We start from the raw sequence: 20,312 nt of genomic DNA, 5'->3' as shown, positions 1-20,312 counted from the left end.
CCCGATACCCACCGCCGCGTTGATGGCGGGGGCAACTGTATAGGATTGGTTATGACTCCCAGGAATTTCGCCCGCATGGGCGGCATCGCTTTGACCTCGGCCCTGCTGGCCGGCGTCGCGGCTCCGGCCATGGCCGGCTCCTTCTATGTCCAGGAACAATCGACCCGCGGCCAGGGTCGCGCCAACTCGGGCGAAGGCGCCGACAAGGGCGTGCAGTCGCTGTGGTGGAACCCCGCCGCCATCGCCGGCACCGAACGTCAGGTCTATGTCGGCATGCACGGCCTGGTCCTGGATTCCGACGTCGATAATCGCGGCTCCACCGTGACCTATAACGTCCCGGTGACCGGGGTCGGCGTCATCAGCAACACGACGGCGGTCAACGGCGACCCGCACGTCCATGAAGTGGTCGAAAGCGGCATTATTCCGAACTTCGCCATCGCCATGCCGATCGGCGACCGCTTCAACGTCGGCCTGGCTGTCCAGGCCCCGTTCAACTTCACCACCAAGTACGAGCCGACCGACTTCGCCCGCTATGACGCCCTGACGTCGGAACTGCGCTCGGCCAACATCAGCCTGGTCGCCGCCATGACGGTGACCGACTGGCTGGACATCGGCGCCGGCTTCGACGCCCAGTACGCGGACGCCACCCTCTCCTCGGCCCTGCCGAACGTGGCCGTCCCTGCCGCCCTGTCGCCCGCCTATGTCCTCTCGCCGTCGACCGACGGTCGCAATCAGCTGGAAGGCGACGGTTGGGACTACGGCTGGAACGCCGGCGCCCAGATGCATTTCGGCAAGCTGGACCTGGGCCTGTCCTACCGCTCCAAGATCGAGCACGAGTTGGAAGGCACCGTGACCATCTCGGGCCTGACGGGTATTCTGGCCGGCGCCAATGTCTCGGCCGATGGCGGTGCGACCTTCACCACGCCCTGGTACGCCACCGTCTCGGCTCGCTACGCCGTCAATGATCGCCTGACGCTGAACGCCCAGGTCAACCAGATCGGCTGGAGCGAGTTCGACGCCATTCGCGTGAGCTACACGGGCGGCGGCTCGACCCTGATCCAGGACTACGACGACGTCACCACTGGCGCGATCGGCTTTGACTACAAGATCGACCCCACCATGACGGTGCGTGCGGGCCTGGGCTACGACCCGACCCCGACGCCGGACGATCACCGCACCGCCCGCATTCCGGACGGCGATCGCTTCCTCTACACCGCCGGCCTGTCCAAGACGGTGGGTTCGATGACCTTCGACGGCGCGGTGACCTATATCGACATCGACACGGCGACGATCAACGACACCCGCGACGTTTACGGCAACGGTCTGGTAGTCTCGAACCTGCGCGGCGAGGCCAATGGCCAAGGCGTCGGTTTCTCGCTGGGCGCGACCTGGAACTTCTAAGGTCCACGGCCATCGGCTGACATGAGAACGGCGGCTCCTGCAAAGGAGCCGCCGTTTTTCTTTGCCGGTTTCCAGTCTGTCACCCTCGGGTCAGACCCAAGGGTGACAGGGTTGGATCAAGCCTTGCTGGCGCCGCCGTAGCCCTTGCCGCCGTTCGACGGGCGACGGCGGGGACGGCGCTTCATTTCGCCTTCCGGGCGCGGCTCGGTCGAGGGGACGCGCTCGTTGCCCAGCGGGTTGTAAGCGCGTTCCGGACGGGCCGGAGCGGCCTCGCCGGTGGTGCGGTTGCCGCGACGCTGGCGGTGGGGCTGGCCGCCGCCCTCCGGACGGACGCCGTCGCGATGCGGAACCCGACGCCCGCGGCCGCCGCGACCGTTCTCGCCGCGCTCGCCGCCTTCGCGTTCCGGCATGGTCGCCTTCTTGCCGACGCCGGTCGCCATGATGGTGGCGTCCAGCTGGCCCAGGGCCTTGTCGTTACGACGGTCGATGGCCGGGATCTTCTGGCGGGTGACCTTCTCGATATCCTTCAGCAGCTTCATCTCGTCGCCTGCGACGAAGCTGACGGCGGTGCCGTCCTTGCCCGCCCGCGCGGTGCGGCCGATGCGGTGGACGTAGCTTTCCGGCACGTGGGGCAGTTCGAAGTTCACGACGTGCGAGACGCCGTCCACGTCGATGCCGCGCGCGGCGATGTCGGTGGCGACCAGGACGCGCAGCTTGCCCTTCTTGAAGGCGTCCAGCGTGCGTTCACGCTGGGGCTGGCTCTTGTTGCCGTGGATGGCGCCGGCTTCCACGCCGCCGGCTTCCAGATAGGCCGCGACCTTGTCGGCGCCGTGCTTGGTCTTGGTGAAGACCAGGCAGCGCGTGTATTCGGGATCGCTGAACATCTCGGTCAACAGGGCGCGCTTGCGGCCCTGTTCGACGTGGACGACCGACTGGCTGATGCGCTGCACCGTGGTCGATTGCGGCGTGACCTGGACCTTGACCGGATCCTTCAGCAGTTCGCCCGCCAGCTTGCCGATCTCGGTCGGCATCGTGGCCGAGAAGAACAGGTTCTGGCGCTTGGCGGGGATCTTGGAGACGATCTGGCGGATCGGCTTGATGAAGCCCAGGTCCAGCATCTGATCGGCTTCATCCAGCACGAAGATTTCGGTCGAGGACAGGTCGAGGTTCTTCTGCTGGATGTGGTCCAGCAGGCGGCCCGGCGCGGCGATCAGAATGTCCAGACCCTGTTGCAGGGCGCGTTCCTGGGCGCCGTATTTGACGCCGCCGAAGATGACCGCGACCCGGAAGCCCAGGTGGGCGCCGTAAGCCTTGAAGCTGTCGCCGATCTGGCTGGCCAGTTCACGCGTGGGCGACAGGACCAGCACGCGGGTGGTGCGCGGCTTGGGGGCGATGCGGTTCTCGGCCAGGCGGTGCAGGATCGGCAGGGCGAAGGCGGCGGTCTTGCCGGTGCCCGTCTGGGCGATGCCCAGCAGGTCCTTGCCCATCATGACGTCGGGAATGGCCTTTTCCTGGATCGGGGTCGGCTTGGTGTAGCCTTCCGACGCCAGGGCCTGGAGAAGGGCCTTGTTCAGGCCCATGGATTCGAATGTGGTGCTCACAGCAGTGTCTTTCGCGTGCGGCAGGGCGCATCTGGCCATGGCATGACGCCGTGGGGCCGCGCACCGCCAGTCCCGACGGGGCTTCGAAATGAAGCCTGCGGGGTGGATCGGGCGCCGCCCCGCGTGTCCGGGCAGCGAATGAATATGAGGGGCCGGCGGCTTCTACAGACAGGTCCGAAACGGACTTACACGCGCTGGAGACGCCGGAGGTCGCGATTGTGCGATGCAGCGCAAATGGGCGATCGGCGACATAAAGTCAAGCCGCCGGCGCCCGAACCGCCTGGGTGGGTCGATTTTCAGCCGGCCAAGGCGGCGCCGACGACCTGTTTGGCCTCGCCCTGAACCTGGGCCAGATGGTCGGGCCCGAGGAAGGATTCGGCGTAGATCTTGTACACCTCCTCGGTGCCCGACGGGCGGGCGGCGAACCAGGCGTCGGCGGTGACGACCTTCAGCCCGCCGATGGCCTCGCCGTTGCCGCTGGCCTTGGTCATGATGTCGACGATTGGCTGGCCGGCCAGGGTCTGGGCGGTGACGTCGGCGGGGCTGAGGGCCGCCAGACGCGCCTTCTGGGCGCGTTCGGCCGGGGCGTCGATCCGGGCGTAGGCGGGGGCGCCGTACCGGTCCGTCAGGCCGGCGTACAGCTGGCTGGCGCTCTGGCCGGTGCGGGCCTGGATCTCGGCGGCCAGCAGGCACAGCAGCAGGCCGTCCTTGTCGGTGGACCAGACCGAGCCGTCGCGGCGCAGGAAGGAGGCGCCGGCCGATTCCTCGCCGCCGAAGCCGACGCTTCCGTCCAGCAGGCCGGGCACGAAATGCTTGAACCCGACCGGCACCTCCAGCAGGCGACGGCCCAGGCCGGCGACGACCCGGTCGATCATCGACGAGGACACCAGGGTCTTGCCCACGGCCACGTCCGCGCCCCAGCCCGGCCGGTTGGCGAACAGATAGGCGATGGCGGCGGCCAGGAAGTGATTGGGGTTCATCAGCCCGCCGTCGGGGGTGACGATGCCGTGCCGATCGGCGTCGGCGTCATTGCCGAACGCCAGGTCATAGGCCGAGCCGCCCTGCATCATGCCGATCAGATTGGCCATGGCCGACGGCGACGAACAGTCCATCCGGATCTTGCCGTCGGCGTCCAGCGGCATGAAGGCCCAGCGCGGATCGACCGCGTCATTGACGACGGTCAGGTTCAGCCGATGCCGGTCAGCAACCTCGCCCCAATAGGCCACGGCCGCCCCGCCCAGGGGATCGGCGCCGATCCGGACCCCGGCGTCGCGGATCAGGTCCAGGTTCAGCACGCTGGGCAGGTCGTCGATATAGGCGGACAGGAAGTCGAACCGGCCCGCCTCGGCCCGGGCCTTGTCGAACGAGACCCGCTTCACATCGGCCAGCCCGCCCTCGATCAGCTGGTTGGCGCGGGCGGCGATGGCGGCGGTGGCGTCGCTTCCGGCGGGACCGCCCGAGGGCGGATTGTATTTGATGCCGCCGTCGCGCGGCGGATTGTGCGACGGGGTGATCAGGACGCCGTCGGCCTGGCGGCTGTTGGTCCGATTGTGGGTCAGGATGGCGTGCGACACGGCCGGGGTCGGGGTGAAGCCGTCGCGGGAATCGATCATCACCTCGACGCCGTTGGCGATCAGCACTTCCAGCGTCGTGCGGAAGGCCGGTTCGGACAGGCCGTGGGTGTCACGGCCGATGAACAGGGGGCCGTCGATCCCCTGGCTCGCCCGATATTCGGCGACCGACTGGGCGATGGCGAGGATGTGGCTTTCGTTGAAGGCGCCGTCCAGGCTGGAGCCCCGGTGGCCCGAGGTGCCGAACACCACCCGCTGGGCCGGATCGCCCATGTCCGGCCGCCGCTGGTCATAGGCGCCGAGCAGGGCGTCGAGATCGACCAGGTCTTCGGGACGGGCCTGCTGGCCGGCGCGAGGGTGCATGCGGAGACTATCCGTCTGAAGTTTCTGTTCAATCACAAATGCCGACGTTACGGGGAGGCGCGCGACATACGCCTTCATGACTGACATTTGCGACGCGGGATTGAAAGCCCGAAGCGCTCAGGTTCCACCGAAGGTGTCGCAGGACGCCGGATCGCCGGACTGATAGCCGCGTTGCAGCCACTCCACTCGCTGGGCCGAGGACCCGTGGGTGAAGCTCTCGGGCGAGACCCTGCCGCCGCCGCGTCGTTGCAGCGTGTCGTCGCCGATGGCCTGGGCGGTCTTCATGCCTTCTTCGATGTCGCCGGGCTCCAGCGCCACTTCGCCATTGGAGACGGCCGAAGCGTTCCTGGCCCAGACGCCGGCGTAGCAGTCGGCCTGAAGCTCCAGGGCGACCGAATACTGATTGGCCTCCGCCTCGCCCCGCGCGCGTTGCTGGGCCTGACGGACCTGGGCGGACGTGCCGGTCAGGGTCTGGACGTGGTGTCCGAACTCGTGGGCGATGACATAGGCGCGGGCGAAGTCGGCGCCGGACGCCCCCAACTGGGTCTCCATCTCCTGCCAGAAGTTCAGGTCCAGATAGACGCTGCGGTCGCTGGGGCAATAGAAGGGGCCCATGGCCGACTGGCCATAGCCGCAGCCGGTCGATGTGCCCTGTTCGTAGAGAACCACCTTCGGCGGTTGATAGCCGTTCAGCTTCTGCGCCCAGACATCGTTGATGTTCGCCCCGATGACGTCAACGAAACGGCCGGCCTGATCCTCCGGCGTGCCGGTCTGGCCCTGTTGCTGTTCCGCGCCGACGCCGCCGAACTGGCTGGCCAACTGGGTCGTGGTCGAGGGGTCGATGCCGAAGACGAGGTAGCCGATGATGGCCAGCACTCCGACACCGATGCCGCCGCCCGCGATGGCGCCGCCGCCCATCCCCCTTCGATCTTCAATCCCGCCGCCCGTCCGTCCGCCCCGCCAACGCATGGTCTTCCCTCCGCCCGATCCGATCCCAAGCTAGGCCGGAACGCGGTTGCGAGGGAAGGGATGCGTCACTGGGGACGATCCAGCCAATCGTCGATCTGGCTCACGCCCTGGCGGATGTTTTCGCGACGCGCGGCGGCGCTTTCGCGCAGGCTGCGTTCCTGTTCGGCGTCATAGAGGGGTCGGGTCGGGACGGTCGGAGACGCTGTCGCCTCGCGCGCGGCCTCAAGTTCGAGCCTGCGCTGATAGGTTTCGGCCTGCTGCTGGCGGGCGAGGGCCGAGTTGGTCTCGGCCTGACGCCGCAGACGCTCGTTCTCGTAGCGATGCTGGTCCGCGATTGCAGCCGGAACCCCGCCCGGATAGGCGGCGTAGGGAGGCGCATAGGGACGTGTCTGGGCCAAGGCGCCAGACGTCGCGCCGGCCAGGATCAGGGTCGAGAGGATGAGGGTCCGTCGCATGAACAGGACATGGGAAACCGTCAGGCCCATGCCAAGCGGAGCCGCAACCGTCGAGGGTTCGAGGGGTTGATTCCGCACATCCCCTCTCATCAAAGGAGCATTCCCCATGGCCCAGACCCTATCCGGCAAGACCGTCGCCATCCTGGCCACCGACGGCGTCGAACTGGTCGAGCTGACCGAACCGATGAAGGCGCTGAAGGAAGCCGGCGCAGTCGTCGAGGTGATTTCGCTGAAGGCCGGACCCTTCCAGGGGTTCAACCACCTGACCCCCGGCGACAAGGTGACGGCGGACAAGGCGGTGGCCGGCGTCGACGCCTCGGCCTATTCGGCGCTGATGCTGCCCGGCGGCGTGGCCAATCCGGACCAGCTGCGGGCCAACCAGGATGCGGTGAAGTTCGTCCGCGCCTTCTTCGACGCCGGCAAGCCGGTCGCCGCCATCTGCCACGCGCCCTGGCTGTTGATCGAGGCCGGGGTGGTCGAGGGGCGAACCCTGACCGCCTTCAACAGCATCCGCACCGATCTGAGAAACGCCGGCGCAAATGTGGTGGACGAGCCGGTGGTCGTCGACGAGGGCCTGGTGACCAGCCGCAAGCCCGACGACATCCCCGCATTCAACGCCAAGATGATCGAGGAATTCGCCGAAGGCCGTCACCAGGCGCAGGCGGACAAGACCGACCAGGCCCAGCCGGTTTCACACTGAATGAATGTGTCAGTAGTGAAATAAGGTAAGAAATACATACTCTTGATCTAAGTTCTCGACGAATCTTGCATGGCCGGGCGTGACGGGACGCTCGGCCATGGCTGGGCGGGACATCGTCGCCCTCCGATCAGGAGTCAGGAATGCAGATATCCTCCGCATCCTCGGCCTCTGCCGGTCTGTCGCTTCAGGCGCTGCGCGACCTGTTCCAGACCCAGAGCGCCGGATCCACTGGGCAAACTTCGCCCAGCGAGGGGCTGTTCAGCCCCAGTCAGGGCGGATCACCGCCCGCCCCGCCGTCCGGTCCCCCGCCTGCAAGCTCGGCGGCGACCAGCCTCAGTTCGGACACAATGTCCGCACTCCTCGAAAGTCAGGAGGCGGCCTCGACCGGCCAGGACTTCGTCAGTAGTCTGATCTCCGACTTCGATTCAGACAGCGACGGCGGCCTGAGCCTGGACGAGATCGGGTCCGCGCTCGGCCTGTCCGACACCTCGGGGCTCGCCGATGCCTTCGCCTCGCTGGACGCCGACAGCGACGGGGTGATGAGCGCCGACGAACTCGAGGCCGGTCTTCAGGCCATGGGTCCGCCGCGCGGCGGACCTCCGGGCGACGCGGCTCCGGCCTCGGCGGAGGAGACCGCTTCGACGGTGTTCGACGCCGCCGACACCAACGAGGACGGCACGGTCAGTCTGGACGAACTGCTGGCCTCTCTCGGCCAGGACGACTCCTCCAGCGTCGGCGACGCTTTCGCCGCTCTGGACACGGACAGCGACGGCGGGTTGAGCCTTACCGAACTGACCTCGGCCTTCGAGACCATGATGGCCAAACAGGTCGAATCTTACGGACGCTGGTCGTCCGAGGAGACGACCGGAAGCCTGATGGCCGCAGCCTGACGGAAAGAACCGGCGGGGCGGCGACGCCCCGCCGGCGCTCTCGATCAGGGCATCGACCAGACCGACGCCCGCTTGATCTCCTGATCTTCCAGTTCGCGGGTCGTGGGCACCCTGTATTCGGCCAGGAATTCGAGGCCGGTACGGGGAAAATAGGTGCGGCCCGGATCTCCGATCAAGACGCGGGCCCCCTGGGCGCGGGCTTGAGCCAACCAAGCCAACACGGCCTCGGTCATCGGCTTTTCGTAGCAGATGTCGCCGGCGCAGATGACCTCGACCTCGGGCGGCGGGCCGTCCAGCAGGTTGCGGTCGGTGAAGTCCAGCGTCACGCCGTTGGCCCGGGCGTTGGCGGCTGTGGCGGCCTGGCAGAAGGGGTCGATGTCGGCGCACAGGACGCAGGCGGCGCCGGCGCGCATCGCCGCGACCCCGACCAGGCCCGAACCGGCGGCGAAGTCCAGGACACGCTTGCCGGCGACCTCGTGCGGATGATCGAGCAGATAGCGGCTCAGCGCCTGACCCCCGGCCCAGGCGAAGGCCCAGAAGGGCGGCGGCAGGCCCAGTTCGCCGAGTTCCTCTTCCGTCAGCCGCCAGATGGGCGTGATCTCGTCCGCCAGCCACAGCGAGATTTCCGGGGCATGCGGCACGGGCTGGAGCCGCGTGTTGGCGCGGATGAAGGCGGCGGGATCGGAAATGGTCATCGTGGACGGCGGGTCGCCGTCTTCAGGACGCTGACATAACCGGGCGCAACCTCCATGACTGCCGCCTGGGGGCGGGCGTGGACGGCGCGGTGCAGGGCGGGAAGCTTCCAGCAGGGCACATGCATGAACAGGTGATGTTCGGCGTGGAAATTGACCCAGTAGGGGGCGATGAAGACCCGCTCCCACCAGGAGGCGCGGGTGGTGCGGGCGGCGCGGAAGGCGTCGGCGGAAGAGCCCTCGACGCAGGCGTGTTCGGCGATGTTTCTCAGCCGCGTCACCATCGGGAACCAGGTCGCCATCGGCAGCAGCCACAGGGCGAAGAAGGCCCACCAGACCCCCGCCGCGACGAAGCCCGCCAGGATCAGGGCGTTGACGGCCAGGAAGGGCAGGATCGAGCGGCCGGTGACGACGGCCTCATACTCATGGGCGCTATCGCCCTTCGAGCTGTTTGAGCGCGATTTGTCGGAGGCCATCGCCAGCGGCAGCAGGATCCGCTGCTTGAAGAAGGTCTGGCCCGTCAGGTCGCGGATCATCTTGCGGCGCAGCGAGGCGGGCGAGACGGGGAAGGGCGCCGAGAGCATCAGGTCGGGATCTTCCGGCTGTTGGGCGAAACGGTGATGGGTCAGGTGATAGGGGCGATAGGCCCCCAGGTCCGCTCCGATCGGCACGGCGCAGAGCCAGTGGCCCAGAAAATCGTTCCACTTCGCGGTCTTCGACAGCCCGCCGTGCGCCGCCTCGTGCATCAGTATGGCCAGGCCCAGCTGCCGCGTGCCGACGATCATGACGCAGATCGGGATCAGCCAGGGAACAAGGACCCCCGCGACGACGGCGAAGGCGATCACGCCCCAGCAGTGGACGACCAGCAGCGGCCCCGCCCAGGCCGGGCGGGTCTGGAAGGGCGCCCATTCCTCCGGGGTGAACAGGGTCGAGGGGGCGATACGCGGGGCGGCGGACATGGGTCCATTCTACCTCTGGCGAGGGGGCCGGCAAAGCGGAGAGATGGCGTTAGACTATCCTGACAAAAAGTCAGGTTGACATTACATGTGCCTGATGTCAGGTTGCCCTTACACGAGGAGGCGAGACATGTTGACTACAAGCAAATCAACCACCCCCGCGCATCGGCGCTATCTCTTGCGTATGACGGCCTTCACGGTCCCCTATGTGGCGATCTGCGTGGCGATGATGACCACCGACGCCTTTGACGAGATCATGGGCAAGCCCGCGGCCTGGGTGCTGGCGGCCGCGGTCTCGGCGCCGGTCATCGGCCAGATCTGGGCCTTCCTGTCCCTGATGCAGGAAAGTGACGAGTTCGTGCGCGGCGTGATGGTCAAACAGTTCGTCCTGGCCGCCGGAATGACCTTGGGCGTCGCCACCTTCTGGGGCTTCGGCGAGAGTTTCGCGGGGGCGCCGCATATCGAGACCTGGCTGATCCTGCCTCTGTTCTGGGGGATGTACGGCCTGACCTCGCCCTTCATCCGGAGCAGCCGATGAAGAACCGCCTGAAACTGCTGCGCGTCGAGCGAGGCTGGACCCAGGAGCAGCTGGGGCAGGCGCTGGGCGTGTCGCGACAGGCGGTGATCGCCCTGGAAACCGAGCGGCACGATCCGTCGCTGGACCTGGCCTACCGGATCGCGGCGACTTTCGACCGGCCGGTCGAGGATATTTTCGAGAACCCGCACGCCTGACGGCGGCGGACCAAGCTTCAAACCCAAGGGAGACTTCCGATGTTCAACGCCTTCTTCAAGGCGCGCCCGCGCCTGCGCGCCGCCCTGTTCGGTCTGGCTGTCTGCACGCCCTCGCTGGCGGTCGGGGTGACCGCCGCCTTCGCCCAGGCGCCGGCAGCCGCCGCGCCCTTCGTGTCCGACCGGCTGTCGGTCCAGGTTGTCGGCGCCGGTCCCAACGTGATCCTGATTCCTGGTCTGGGTTCGTCGCGCGAAGTGTGGCGGGCGACGGCGGATCGGCTGAAGGCTGCGCACCGGGTCCATCTGGTGCAGCTGGCCGGGTTCGCCGGCGAACCCTGGACCCACGGCGACGGCGACTTCGTTCAGCCGGAGGTCGATGAACTGGCCCGCTATATCCGCGAGGCCGGACTGGTTCGGCCGGCGGTGATCGGCCATTCGCTGGGCGGCCTCAGCGGTCTTCTGCTGGCGCAACAGCATCCCGATCTGGTCGGCCGGCTGATGTCGGTGGATTCCCTGCCCTTCTACAGCGTGATGTTCGGACCTGCGGTGACGGCCGAGAGCGCGCGGCCGTTTGCGGACCGGGCGGCGGCCATGATCCTGGGCGCCGACGCCGCGACCTTCCGGGCGCAGCAGGAGGGGACGGCGCGGGCGCTGTCGAACACGCCCGCCGAACAGGCGCGGATCCTGGACTGGTCAATGGCCAGCGATCGGCGAGCCTTCGCCGCAGCCATGAAGGATGTGATGATCACGGACGCCCGGGCCGGGTTGGCCGCGATGACGACGCCGGTGACCGCCCTTCACGCCGGGGCGGAGGGCGGAGACCTGTGGGCGCGGGAATATGCGGCCCTGCCCGGCGTGAAGCTGATCCGCGTCGACGACAGCCGGCATTTCATCATGGCCGACCAGCCGCAGCCGTTCGCGGCGCTGGTGGATCAGTTCCTGGCGGATTGATCAGCCCGGCTTGGGCGTCACGTCCCCGGCCTTGACTGGCGCGCCGGCGAACTCGTCGGCGTAGGCCGGGTTGAGCAGGGAGCGGAAGACCGACTGGGGCACGGCTATGCGGTAAGCCCCGTCCGAATAGGGGCCGATCTGATAGGCGCCGATCAGGAAGGTAACGCCGCCCGCCTTGCCCGGCGTCGTGCCGGGGGTCAGGACGAAGGGGGTGGCGACGGCCTTGGGGCAGGTCCACATCTTGCCGCCCAGGGTCGCCGTCTCCGAGCCGGGCGAGCGGGCCTGTTTGGCGGCGTTGGCGGCGTCGCACAGGGCCTTGTCCAGACCGGACAGGTCGGCGCCGGGGCGGAACAGGTCGGCGAAGCCCAGCCGCTTCTTCATCGCCTTGTCCCACAGGACGGCCGAGAAACTGGTGTTGGGATGGGCGCCGCCGGTGAATTCGAAATCGGTGCGGGCCAGGCTGAACAGTTTCCCGGTCTCGGCGCCGGGCTCGAAGGCGATGGTCTTCTCGTAGGCGCCGGGGCCGCCGCCGGCTTCGGACAGGTCGGCCTGGGCGCCCTCGGAGAACTGACGCAGGTCGCGCACGGCGGCGGCGTAGAGGGGGGCGTGCAGATCCGGCTTGGATTTGACGGCGTCCGGCAGGGTCAGTTTGACGGTGGCGTACTGGGTCTTGGAATCGAAGCTCATCGGCGCGCCGGCCGAAGCGTCGGTGACGGCGGCGGGCGCGGCCGGGGCGGGGGCCGGCGCCTCGGCCTTGTCATCGCGGCGCTGGCAGGCGGCGACGGTCGCGGCGACGGCGGCCGACAGCAGCAGAAGGCGAACGGTGGAGGTCATGGGGGGCTCCTTCACAGGCCGAGAGATCCGAGGGCGATGGCGGCGAGCAGGATCAGGCCCGCTTCGCGGTTGGACTTGAACAGCTTCAGCGCCAGGGCGCCGTCGGTGCGGTCGAGGCGGGCGACCTGCCGGGCCAGATGGGCGGCGTAGGCGACGAGGCCGATCCAGAACAGCGGGCCCAGGCCGGCGGCGAGGCCGGCCAGAGCGGCGAGGGCCAGGCTGATGACGTAGAAGACGGCGACGCCGGGACGGACGGCCGAGGCCAGACGCCGGGCCGAGGATTTGACCCCGATCATGGCGTCGTCCTCGATGTCCTGCAGGGCGTAGACGGTGTCGTAGCCGAGGGTCCAGAAGACTCCGCCGAGGTAGAGGAAGACGGCGGGGGCGTAGGCCTGCCATGTCAGAGCGATCGCGTGGCCGCTGTCGCTGGACGGCGACCAGAGGAAGGGACGGAACTCGTCGATGATATCCGGGGGCAGCAGAAGCGCCGCGGCCGCCAGCGGCAGGGCGGCGGCGAATCCCATCAGGGCGCCCCAGTTGAAGGTCAGGCCCAGCCAGGCCTGAGGCCACCAGGTGATCCGCTTCATGAAGGGATAGGCGGCGACCAGGGCGCAGGAGCCGACGCCCAGCAGGATGGCGACGGTCGGCAGGGTCAGCAGGATCAGGAGGCTGATCAGGCTGCAGGCCACGACGAAGGCCCAGGCCTGTTTGAGGCTGATCAGGCCGGCGGGGATGGGGCGCAGGGCGGTGCGGGCGACCTTGGCGTCGAAGTCGCGGTCGACGATGTCGTTGAAGCCGCAGCCGGCGGCCCGCATCAGGCAGGCGCCGATCCCGAAGCCGACGAACAGCCACAGGTCATAGAGGCCGGGCGCTTGGCGATACTGGGCCAGGGCCAGGGCGATCCCCTGCCACCCGGGCAGCAGCAGCAGCCAGATGCCGATGGGCCGATCGAACCGCCCCAGCTTCAGCCACGGCTTCAGCGCCTCGGGCGCATGGCGGTCCACCCAGTTGGCGCCGGCGTCGGGGAGGGGGGCGGAGGTCATGGCCAAGGCTTAGCGGGAATGGGCGGCAGGGTGAAGGCGGGAATGGGCGCTGAACCGGCCAAGGCTTCGGCCGAATTGCACAGGGACGAAATCAGTGCAAACTGTGCAATTTCGAAATAAATCGCTGTTTTTGCTGGCATAAATCTTCCCGCGAGATTGCACTGTGCAATTGAGTGCAGTTTTAATCGGGATGTCGGGCTCCGAAGAGGGGGCCCATGACTTCAGCTTAAGTCTGGCGGCGATGTCAAAGACCGGGGCGGATCGAAAATGGGTCCGCCGGGCTCCATCCTTACACCGTGGGGGAACCCAGGCGGGAAACGCGGCGCGAGATTTCGGCAAGGCCTTGAAATCGTTAGGGCCGTACCAGCGTCATTGTGAGGGTTGGCCCAAGCCGCAGGATGCTGAAAGATCGAGACCGCGGCAGGTTCGCGCTCTCGCGCGCCGCTGGGTTCCGGGTCTTCGCTACGCTTCGCCCGGAATGACGAAAGAAGAGAGGAGCCTTCTTCCCTTGTGGGAGAAAGAAAACCCCTCCCCCGGAAGGGGGGAGGGGCCGATCATTTTCAGTTCTGGTAGACGTCGCCGGAGCCGGCGATTTCGCTGGTCAGTTTGGCCGGGCGGGTGGCCAGGGTGACGTCGCCGGAGCCCGCGATGCGGACCTCGACGTCGCCGGTGGGGGCCAGGTCGGCGTCGCCGGAACCGGAGATGGCGACCGTGGCGTCCCGAGTGTTCAAGCCCCGGAGATCGGCGTCGCCGGAGCCGGCGATGGCGAGGTCCAGGCCCTCGGTGCGGCCGGCGGCGGTCACGTCGGCGGAACCCGAGATGGACAGGCCCAGGGTCGGCTGGTCATAGTCCCGGATGTCCAGGTCGCCCGAGCCGTTGGAGGCGAAGTTCCGCACATCGCGGGCGGTGACCACGACGCGCAGTTCGTCGCGCTCCGACCGGGCCGAGAAGTTTCCGCCGTTCCAGCCGAAGACCACCCTTTCGTCCCCGTCGCCGAGGGAAAGGCGGCCGTCCTGAAGACGGACCCGATCGGTCAGGCTCTTGGGACCCGTAATGACGACGGTGTCAGCCGGCCCCTGGACGTATTCGACATCAAGGCTGGAATCGACGGCCAGGGTGTCGCCGCCGGTCCAGGCCAGGGTCCGCGTGGTGAAGGGGCCGAGGTCCTCGGTTCCCGCGTTCTTGACCCGTTCGAAGCGGATGGTCTCGCCGTCGCGGTTCTTGATGGTCCAGGCCCAGCCGTGGCGTTGCAGATCATGGCCGCCGAGCGCGAGCGCTCCGCCCATGGTGACGAGGCACAGCACCAGGGCGGCGCCGGCGATGATGAACAGTGTGCGGATCATGCCGAGACTCCCGAGCTCGAGGCTTCAGATTGGGCGGCGGATTGGGGTTCAAGCGCCGGCTTCAGCAGCCGGTAGTGCAGGCGGGCGAACCAGACGGTTCCGTTGACTAGCCAGATGGTGACGATGGTCAAGAGGGCGCCGATGAAGACGGCGCCGGCCATCAGGCCCAGCCCCATCAGGACCGCCGCGAACGGGCCGCCGGGGAAGCCGGCGAAAGGACCGGCGACCATGACCGCGCCGCCCGAGAAGAACAGGGCGATGGCGGCGATGAAGAAGCCGAACAGGGTCCCCACCACGCCCATCATGATCGGCAGAAGGATCAGGATGTCGATGGCCCCCAGGCCCAGGACGGCGAAGACGGCGGCGGCGGCGGCGGAGGGGTTCTTCTCCTGGCGCCAGCGCTGGATGCCGGCCTCGGCCTTCAACTCGCGGGCAAGCCGGCCCGGATCGCCAAGAGCGTCGGCCACCTCGGCCTCGGTGCGGCCGGCGGCCAGGCCGTCGGCGAAATGGGTCTCATAGTCGGCGACGATGTCGTTCGCCGTGGCGGTCGGCAGGCCGACCAGGCCGCTTCTGAGACGGGCGATGAATTCGGCGCGCGTCATTGTTCCGTTCCCTCCGGTTGAGCCTTGGGCTCTTGAGCGCTGGGCTCTTGAATGCTGGGCGTATCGGCCACTACGGCGTCGACGGCCCGGGTGAAGGCCGACCATTCGGCGGTCTGGGCGGCGAGGGCCGTCCGTCCTGCTTCGGTCAGGCGATAGTATTTCCGCGACGGGCCGGACGAGGATTCGACCAGATAGGTCTCGACCTGTCCGTCCGACTGCATGCGCCGCATGAGGGGGTAGATGGTGCCCTCTCCCATGCCGATCGCGTCCGACAGACGGCTGGCGATCTCGTAGGCGTAGCTGTCGGCGCGGTTCAGGAGCGCCAGGACGCATAGGCCCAGAACCCCCTTCTTCAGTTGTATTTCGATGGTTTCGGACACCTCTGTCTCTCCTCTGATGGGGATTGATTACGGCAAGGTATCTTGTGACGCAAGGTACCTGCTTAAACATGACGAAGGTTTAATCCAACGCGGTTCGGCGAGACATTGAGGCGGGTTTACGGCGTGCGGCGTGGGGATCGCTTGGCAAGCGAAGGGCGATCCGATAGGGACTCGACAGAGTGCCGGGTGGAATAACATGCCCGCGCGAAGACTTGAGAGCCATTCTCAAGTCTCTGCTGCTAAACGATATTATGGGGACTTCGTATGGGAATGGGGACGCGAGCCCTGACAGGAGCGAAGGCGGCGACGTCCGCGGCGACAGCCGTGGGACTGGCCCTGTTCTTCGCCGCGCCGGCTTGGGCGCAGGATCTGATGGGCCAGCCGACGCCCGGCGGCATCGATCTTCAGCCGGCCGCCGCGCCGCTGAAGCACGACGCCATCTGGTTCCACAATATCGTGCTGATGCCGGTGATCACCTTCATCACCCTGCTGGTGCTGGGCCTGCTGGCCTGGATCGTGTTCCGCTACAACAAGAAATCCAATCCGACGCCCGCGCGCTGGAGCCACAACACGATGGTCGAGATCGTGTGGACGGTGCTGCCGGTGGTGATTCTGGTGGGGATCTCGCTGTTCTCGTTCCGGCTGCTGTTCTCGTATCACGACATGCCGGAGCCGGACCTGACGGTGAAGGTCACGGGCAACCAGTGGAACTGGGCCTATGAATATCCGGACCAGGGCGTCGCGGAATATATCTCCAACATGGTGCCGGAAAACGAACTGGCCGAGCGCGGCCTGTCGCACAGCGTCTATCGCCTGGCGGCGGACGAGCCGATGGTGGTGCCGGTCGGTCAGACGGTGCGACTGCTGATCACAGCCTCGGACGTCATCCACGCCGTCGCCCTGCCGGCCTTCGGCCTGAAGACCGACGCCGTGCCCGGCCGGGTCAACGAGACCTGGTTCAAGGCCGAACGCACCGGCGTCTTCTACGGCCAGTGCTCGGAACTGTGCGGCGTCGACCACGCCTTCATGCCGATCCAGATCAATGTGGTGTCCCAGGCCGAGTTCGAGCGCTGGGTCGTGTCCAAGGGCGGCTCGATGACGCCGCCGGCGGCCGAGGCCGCGCCGGGCGGAACCGCCGCCCAGGCCGCGGTCGGCACCACGGGCGCTCCCGTCCTGGGAACCGCCACGACCGGTCCCCAGTTCGGCGCCAACGACGACATACCGACCGCGCAGACGGCGACGACGCCGACCGCTCAACCCGCTCCCGCCGCGGCTCCCGCCGTGCCGGCCGCCCAGTAAGAGGCGAGCAGTTTCATGGCTGACGCTACCATCTCCGCCCGCGACACGCTTCACGCGCACGAGGCGCACCCGCATCACGACGACAAGCCGGGCTTCTTCACCCGCTGGTTCCTGTCGACCAATCACAAGGACATCGGCACCCTGTACCTGCTGTTCGCCATCATGGCGGGCATCGTGGGCGGCGCCCTGTCGGGCCTGATCCGCTGGGAACTGGCCGAGCCGGGCATCCAGATCTTCAAGGAAGGCTCGTCGATCCAACTGCTGGGTCTCGTGGAACAGTCCAAGCACGGCTATAACGTCACCGTCACGGCCCACGCCCTGATCATGATCTTCTTCATGGTCATGCCCGCCATGATCGGCGGCTTCGGCAACTGGTTCGTGCCGATCATGATCGGGGCGCCGGACATGGCCTTCCCGCGCATGAACAACATCTCCTTCTGGCTGCTGGTCGCGGCCTGGGTGCTGCTGTGCCTGTCGATGTTCGTCGACGGCGGACCGGGCAAGGGATTCGGCGGGGGCTGGACAGCCTATCCGCCGCTGTCGACCACGGGCCACGTCGGCCCGGCCTTCGACCTGGCCATCTTCGCCCTGCACGTGGCGGGCGCCAGCTCGATCCTGGGCGCGATCAACTTCATCACCACGATCCTGAACATGCGGGCGCCGGGCATGACCCTGCACCGGATGCCGCTGTTCGCCTGGTCGGTGCTGATCACCGCCTTCCTGCTGCTGCTGTCGCTGCCGGTTCTGGCGGGGGCGATCACCATGTTGCTGACCGACCGCAACTTCAACACCCACTTCTTCGATCCGGCCGGCGGCGGCGATCCGATCATGTACCAGCACCTATTCTGGTTCTTTGGTCACCCGGAAGTCTACATCCTGATCCTGCCGGGCTTCGGCATCATCAGCCACATCGTCTCGACCTTCTCGAAGAAGCCGGTGTTCGGCTATCTGGCCATGGCCTACGCCATGGTGGCCATCGGCTTCGTCGGCTTCATCGTGTGGGCGCACCACATGTACACGGTCGGGATGAGCATCAATCTGCGCGCCTATTTCATCGCCGCGACCATGATCATCGCGGTGCCGACGGGGGTGAAGATCTTCAGCTGGATCGCCACCATGTGGGGCGGGTCCATCAGCTTCAAGACTCCCATGCTGTGGGCCATCGGCTTCATCTTCCTGTTCACCGTCGGCGGGGTGACGGGCGTGGTCCTGTCGAACGCCGGCATCGATTACAGCCTGCACGACACTTATTATGTCGTGGCCCACTTCCACTATGTGCTGTCGCTGGGCGCCGTCTTCGCCATCTTCGCCGGCTTCTACTACTGGTTCGAGAAGATGTTCGGGGTGAAGTACAACGAGTTCCTCGGCGCGACCCATTTCTGGATCATGTTCGTCGGGGTGAACCTGGTCTTCTTCCCGCAGCACTTCCTGGGTCTGCAGGGCATGCCGCGTCGCTATGTCGACTATCCGGACGCCTTCACCCTGTGGAACCAGGTGTCGTCGATCGGCTATGCGATCACGGCGATCGGCGTGGTGGTCTTCCTGATCATGCTGGCCGAGGCCGCCATCCGCCGTCGTCCGGGCGTCGCCAATCCCTGGGGCGAAGGCGCCACGACCCTGGAATGGACCCTGTCCTCGCCGCCGCCGACGCACCAGTTCAACGAACTGCCGGTGGTCAAGGGCGACGACCACTGATCACAGGCTCGACCTGACGCAGGGGCCGCTCTTTCCACCGGAAGGGGCGGCCTTCTGCTTTCGGGTGTGCTATGCCGCGCGTGCCGATGACCTCGTACCCATGACCCAAGACGTCCAGAGCCAGCCCAGGATTTCGACCGCCCAGCCGGAAGACTATTTCCAGCTGCTGAAGCCGCGCGTCATGTCGGTGGTGGTCTTCACCGCCGTGACCGGCCTGGTCATGGCGCCGGGATCGATAAACCCCCTGGTCGCCGCCATCGCCATCCTGTGCATCGCCGTCGGGGCGGGCGCGGCCGGGTCTCTGAACATGGCGCTGGAGGGCGAGACCGACGCCCTGATGCGACGCACGCGCGGCCGGCCGGTGGCGGCGGGACGCGTTCGCAAGAATGACGCCATGGCCTATGGCGTCATCCTAAGCCTGTTCTCGGTCATGCTGCTGGGGATGAACACCAACTGGTTCGCGGCCGGTCTTCTGGCCCTGACTATCGTCTATTACGCTGGCTTCTACACCCTGCTACTGAAGCGGCGGACGCCGCAGAATATCGTCATCGGCGGGGCGGCGGGGGCCTTTCCCCCGGTGATCGGCTGGGCGGCGGCGACGGGCGATGCGCCCTGGCAGGCCTGGCTGCTGTTTCTGATCATCTTCCTGTGGACCCCGCCCCACTCGTGGGCCCTGGCCCTGTATTCGGCCGGCGACTACGCCAAGGCCGGCATACCGATGATGCCGGTGGCGCGGGGGGCGAAGTCCACGCGGCTGCAGATTCTGATCTATTCTCTGGTCTTCGTGGCCTCGACCGTGGCGCCGGCTCTGGTCGGCATGGGCGGGCTGATCTACGCCGTCGTCTCGGTCGGCGGGGGGCTGGGCTTCCTGGGCCTGGCCTGGCGGCTTTACCGGTCGCGCGCTGGGGACGAGCCGGACAAGGCCGACACGGTGGGACGCGAGGCCGCATTGTACGACGTCAAGGTCCAGGCCAAACCGGCCCGTGACCTGTTCGCCTTTTCGATCCTGTATCTGGTCGCCCTGTTCTCGGCCTTTCTGGTCGAGGCCCTGTCGGGCCTGGGAGCTTAAGCCATGCGTCTGACCCCCGAGGAACTGCGTGCGCGTAAGCGGCGCAATGTCTGGATCGCTGCGGCCCTGGTCGCCTTCATCGTCCTGGTCTTCACCACCACGGTCCTGCGTCTGCAGCAGAACCAGGCGGCCGGGCGCGCTATGCTGCAAGAGGCGACGGCGGCGCCACGATGAACAATCCCGGCCGCAAGAACCTGATCGCCGTCGTCTGCGTCCTGGGCGTGATGGGGATGACGGGCGCGGCCTTCGCGGCGGTGCCCCTGTACCGGATGTTCTGCCAGGTCACGGGCTTCGACGGCACGGTGCGCCGGGCGGACAAGGCGCCGGACACGGTGCTGGACCAGACGGTGCTGGTGCGGTTCGACACGAACGTGCGCGGCCTGCCCATGACCTTCCGCGCCGAACAGACGACCCAGAGGGTGCGGATCGGCGAGACTGGCCTGGCCTATTTCGACGTCACCAACACCTCGGATCAGCCGATCCAGGTGCGGGCCGGCTACAATGTCGTGCCGGAATACACCGGTCCCTATTTCCAGAAGCTGCAGTGTTTCTGCTTCCAGGATCAGACCCTGGCGGCGGGCGAGACCCGTCAGTTTCCGGTCCAGTATTTCATCGCCCCCGAACTGGCCACCGACCGCGAGGCCAAGGGCGCGCGCGAATTCACCCTGAGCTACACCTTCTATCCCTCGGTCGACGCGCCCACGGGACCCGGGGGCGGGGCGGGCGCCTGATGGCCCCATCGGGGCGACCACGGCGGAAACACGGCATC

Annotated in this window: 22 protein-coding genes; 11 read left to right on the top strand and 11 right to left on the bottom strand. The window is 67.2% G+C overall.

All coding sequences use genetic code 11. The features are described 5' to 3' along the window. Window positions 1-51 precede the first annotated feature (51 nt). Window positions 52-1,401 (top strand): outer membrane protein transport protein, encoded by a 1,350-nt coding sequence (locus H2037_RS11780; RefSeq protein ID WP_292122019.1) that lies wholly within the window; start codon window positions 52-54, stop codon window positions 1,399-1,401. Between the two features lie 116 nt (window positions 1,402-1,517). Here the strand turns inward: H2037_RS11780 and H2037_RS11775 are convergent, their stop codons facing one another. The 4 genes from H2037_RS11775 to H2037_RS11760 form a co-directional block, all read right to left on the bottom strand. Next, window positions 1,518-3,041, bottom strand: coding sequence for a DEAD/DEAH box helicase (locus H2037_RS11775; RefSeq protein ID WP_292122016.1), 1,524 nt, complete (start codon window positions 3,039-3,041; stop codon window positions 1,518-1,520). A gap of 257 nt (window positions 3,042-3,298) precedes the next feature. Next, a complete protein-coding gene (gene pgm / locus H2037_RS11770; RefSeq protein WP_292122013.1) occupies window positions 3,299-4,936 on the bottom strand; it encodes a phosphoglucomutase (alpha-D-glucose-1,6-bisphosphate-dependent) in 1,638 nt (545 codons plus the stop codon). Between the two features lie 117 nt (window positions 4,937-5,053). Continuing rightward, window positions 5,054-5,905, bottom strand: coding sequence for a neutral zinc metallopeptidase (locus H2037_RS11765; RefSeq protein WP_292122010.1), 852 nt, complete (start codon window positions 5,903-5,905; stop codon window positions 5,054-5,056). A 65-nt stretch (window positions 5,906-5,970) separates the two neighbouring features. Beyond that, the gene (locus H2037_RS11760) at window positions 5,971-6,438 is read right to left on the bottom strand and encodes a hypothetical protein (RefSeq protein ID WP_292122007.1); all 468 of its coding nucleotides are present in this window, start codon (window positions 6,436-6,438) and stop codon (window positions 5,971-5,973) included. Window positions 6,439-6,466: 28 nt separating this feature from the next. Here H2037_RS11760 and H2037_RS11755 point away from each other — a divergent pair, with 28 nt between their 5' ends. Both H2037_RS11755 and H2037_RS11750 read left to right on the top strand, forming a co-directional pair. Further along, the gene (locus tag H2037_RS11755) at window positions 6,467-7,060 is read left to right on the top strand and encodes a type 1 glutamine amidotransferase domain-containing protein (RefSeq protein ID WP_292122004.1); all 594 of its coding nucleotides are present in this window, start codon (window positions 6,467-6,469) and stop codon (window positions 7,058-7,060) included. A 140-nt stretch (window positions 7,061-7,200) separates the two neighbouring features. Then, on the top strand, window positions 7,201-7,950 hold the full coding sequence (locus H2037_RS11750; protein WP_292122001.1) for an EF-hand domain-containing protein: 750 nt from the start codon (window positions 7,201-7,203) through the stop codon (window positions 7,948-7,950). Between the two features lie 44 nt (window positions 7,951-7,994). Here H2037_RS11750 and H2037_RS11745 read toward each other — a convergent pair whose 3' ends face one another. Together H2037_RS11745 and H2037_RS11740 are read right to left on the bottom strand one after the other, a co-directional pair. Further along, window positions 7,995-8,645, bottom strand: coding sequence for a methyltransferase (locus H2037_RS11745; RefSeq protein ID WP_292121998.1), 651 nt, complete (start codon window positions 8,643-8,645; stop codon window positions 7,995-7,997). Continuing rightward, window positions 8,642-9,601 carry a fatty acid desaturase family protein gene (locus tag H2037_RS11740; RefSeq protein ID WP_292121996.1) on the bottom strand — a complete coding sequence of 320 codons (960 nt, stop codon included), beginning with the start codon at window positions 9,599-9,601 and terminating at the stop codon, window positions 8,642-8,644. The genes H2037_RS11745 and H2037_RS11740 overlap by 4 nt, the downstream gene beginning before the upstream one ends. 127 nt (window positions 9,602-9,728) lie before the next feature. On the opposite strand from H2037_RS11740, the gene H2037_RS11735 reads away from it, so the two are divergent. Genes H2037_RS11735 through H2037_RS11725 form a run of 3 tightly spaced genes read left to right on the top strand, consistent with a single transcriptional unit; the run spans window position 9,729 to window position 11,278 of the window. Beyond that, complete coding sequence (locus H2037_RS11735) at window positions 9,729-10,136, top strand: hypothetical protein (RefSeq protein ID WP_292121992.1); 408 nt, start codon at window positions 9,729-9,731, stop codon at window positions 10,134-10,136. Then, window positions 10,133-10,330, top strand: a complete 198-nt coding sequence (locus tag H2037_RS11730; protein WP_287898158.1) for a helix-turn-helix transcriptional regulator — start codon at window positions 10,133-10,135, stop codon at window positions 10,328-10,330. Before H2037_RS11735 ends, H2037_RS11730 begins: the two co-directional genes overlap by 4 nt. 39 nt (window positions 10,331-10,369) lie before the next feature. Beyond that, complete coding sequence (locus H2037_RS11725; RefSeq protein ID WP_292121989.1) at window positions 10,370-11,278, top strand: alpha/beta hydrolase; 909 nt, start codon at window positions 10,370-10,372, stop codon at window positions 11,276-11,278. On the opposite strand, the gene H2037_RS11720 is transcribed toward H2037_RS11725, so the two are convergent. The 5 genes from H2037_RS11720 to H2037_RS11700 all read right to left on the bottom strand — a co-directional run bounded on the left by H2037_RS11720 (window position 11,279) and on the right by H2037_RS11700 (window position 15,480). After that, the gene (locus H2037_RS11720) at window positions 11,279-12,112 is read right to left on the bottom strand and encodes a DUF3298 and DUF4163 domain-containing protein (protein ID WP_292121987.1); all 834 of its coding nucleotides are present in this window, start codon (window positions 12,110-12,112) and stop codon (window positions 11,279-11,281) included. An 11-nt stretch (window positions 12,113-12,123) separates the two neighbouring features. Next, window positions 12,124-13,155: a UbiA family prenyltransferase gene (locus tag H2037_RS11715; RefSeq protein ID WP_292121984.1), complete on the bottom strand. Its 1,032-nt coding sequence runs from the start codon at window positions 13,153-13,155 to the stop codon at window positions 12,124-12,126. Between the two features lie 560 nt (window positions 13,156-13,715). After that, complete coding sequence (locus H2037_RS11710) at window positions 13,716-14,498, bottom strand: DUF2807 domain-containing protein (RefSeq protein ID WP_292121981.1); 783 nt, start codon at window positions 14,496-14,498, stop codon at window positions 13,716-13,718. After that, window positions 14,495-15,100 (bottom strand): DUF1700 domain-containing protein, encoded by a 606-nt coding sequence (locus H2037_RS11705; RefSeq protein ID WP_292121977.1) that lies wholly within the window; start codon window positions 15,098-15,100, stop codon window positions 14,495-14,497. The genes H2037_RS11710 and H2037_RS11705 overlap by 4 nt, the downstream gene beginning before the upstream one ends. Then, entirely contained in the window at window positions 15,097-15,480 is a 384-nt protein-coding gene (locus H2037_RS11700) for a PadR family transcriptional regulator (RefSeq protein WP_292121974.1), read from the bottom strand. Before H2037_RS11700 ends, H2037_RS11705 begins: the two co-directional genes overlap by 4 nt. 264 nt (window positions 15,481-15,744) lie before the next feature. On the opposite strand from H2037_RS11700, the gene coxB reads away from it, so the two are divergent. From coxB to H2037_RS11675, 5 genes are all read left to right on the top strand, one after another. Continuing rightward, a complete protein-coding gene (coxB, locus tag H2037_RS11695) occupies window positions 15,745-16,779 on the top strand; it encodes a cytochrome c oxidase subunit II (RefSeq protein ID WP_292121971.1) in 1,035 nt (344 codons plus the stop codon). A 15-nt stretch (window positions 16,780-16,794) separates the two neighbouring features. Next, a complete protein-coding gene (gene ctaD / locus H2037_RS11690; protein WP_292121968.1) occupies window positions 16,795-18,474 on the top strand; it encodes a cytochrome c oxidase subunit I in 1,680 nt (559 codons plus the stop codon). A gap of 100 nt (window positions 18,475-18,574) precedes the next feature. After that, the gene (locus H2037_RS11685) at window positions 18,575-19,543 is read left to right on the top strand and encodes a heme o synthase (RefSeq protein WP_292121965.1); all 969 of its coding nucleotides are present in this window, start codon (window positions 18,575-18,577) and stop codon (window positions 19,541-19,543) included. A 3-nt stretch (window positions 19,544-19,546) separates the two neighbouring features. Further along, window positions 19,547-19,717: a hypothetical protein gene (locus H2037_RS11680; protein ID WP_292121962.1), complete on the top strand. Its 171-nt coding sequence runs from the start codon at window positions 19,547-19,549 to the stop codon at window positions 19,715-19,717. Next, window positions 19,714-20,274: a cytochrome c oxidase assembly protein gene (locus tag H2037_RS11675; RefSeq protein WP_292121960.1), complete on the top strand. Its 561-nt coding sequence runs from the start codon at window positions 19,714-19,716 to the stop codon at window positions 20,272-20,274. The genes H2037_RS11680 and H2037_RS11675 overlap by 4 nt, the downstream gene beginning before the upstream one ends. Window positions 20,275-20,312 lie beyond the last annotated feature (38 nt).

Origin of the sequence: Brevundimonas sp. (assembly GCF_013912065.1) — a bacterium.
Classification (GTDB): domain Bacteria; phylum Pseudomonadota; class Alphaproteobacteria; order Caulobacterales; family Caulobacteraceae; genus Brevundimonas.
Note: the sequence above shows the minus strand (reverse complement) of the source record. Positions and strands in the feature narration are given on the sequence as shown.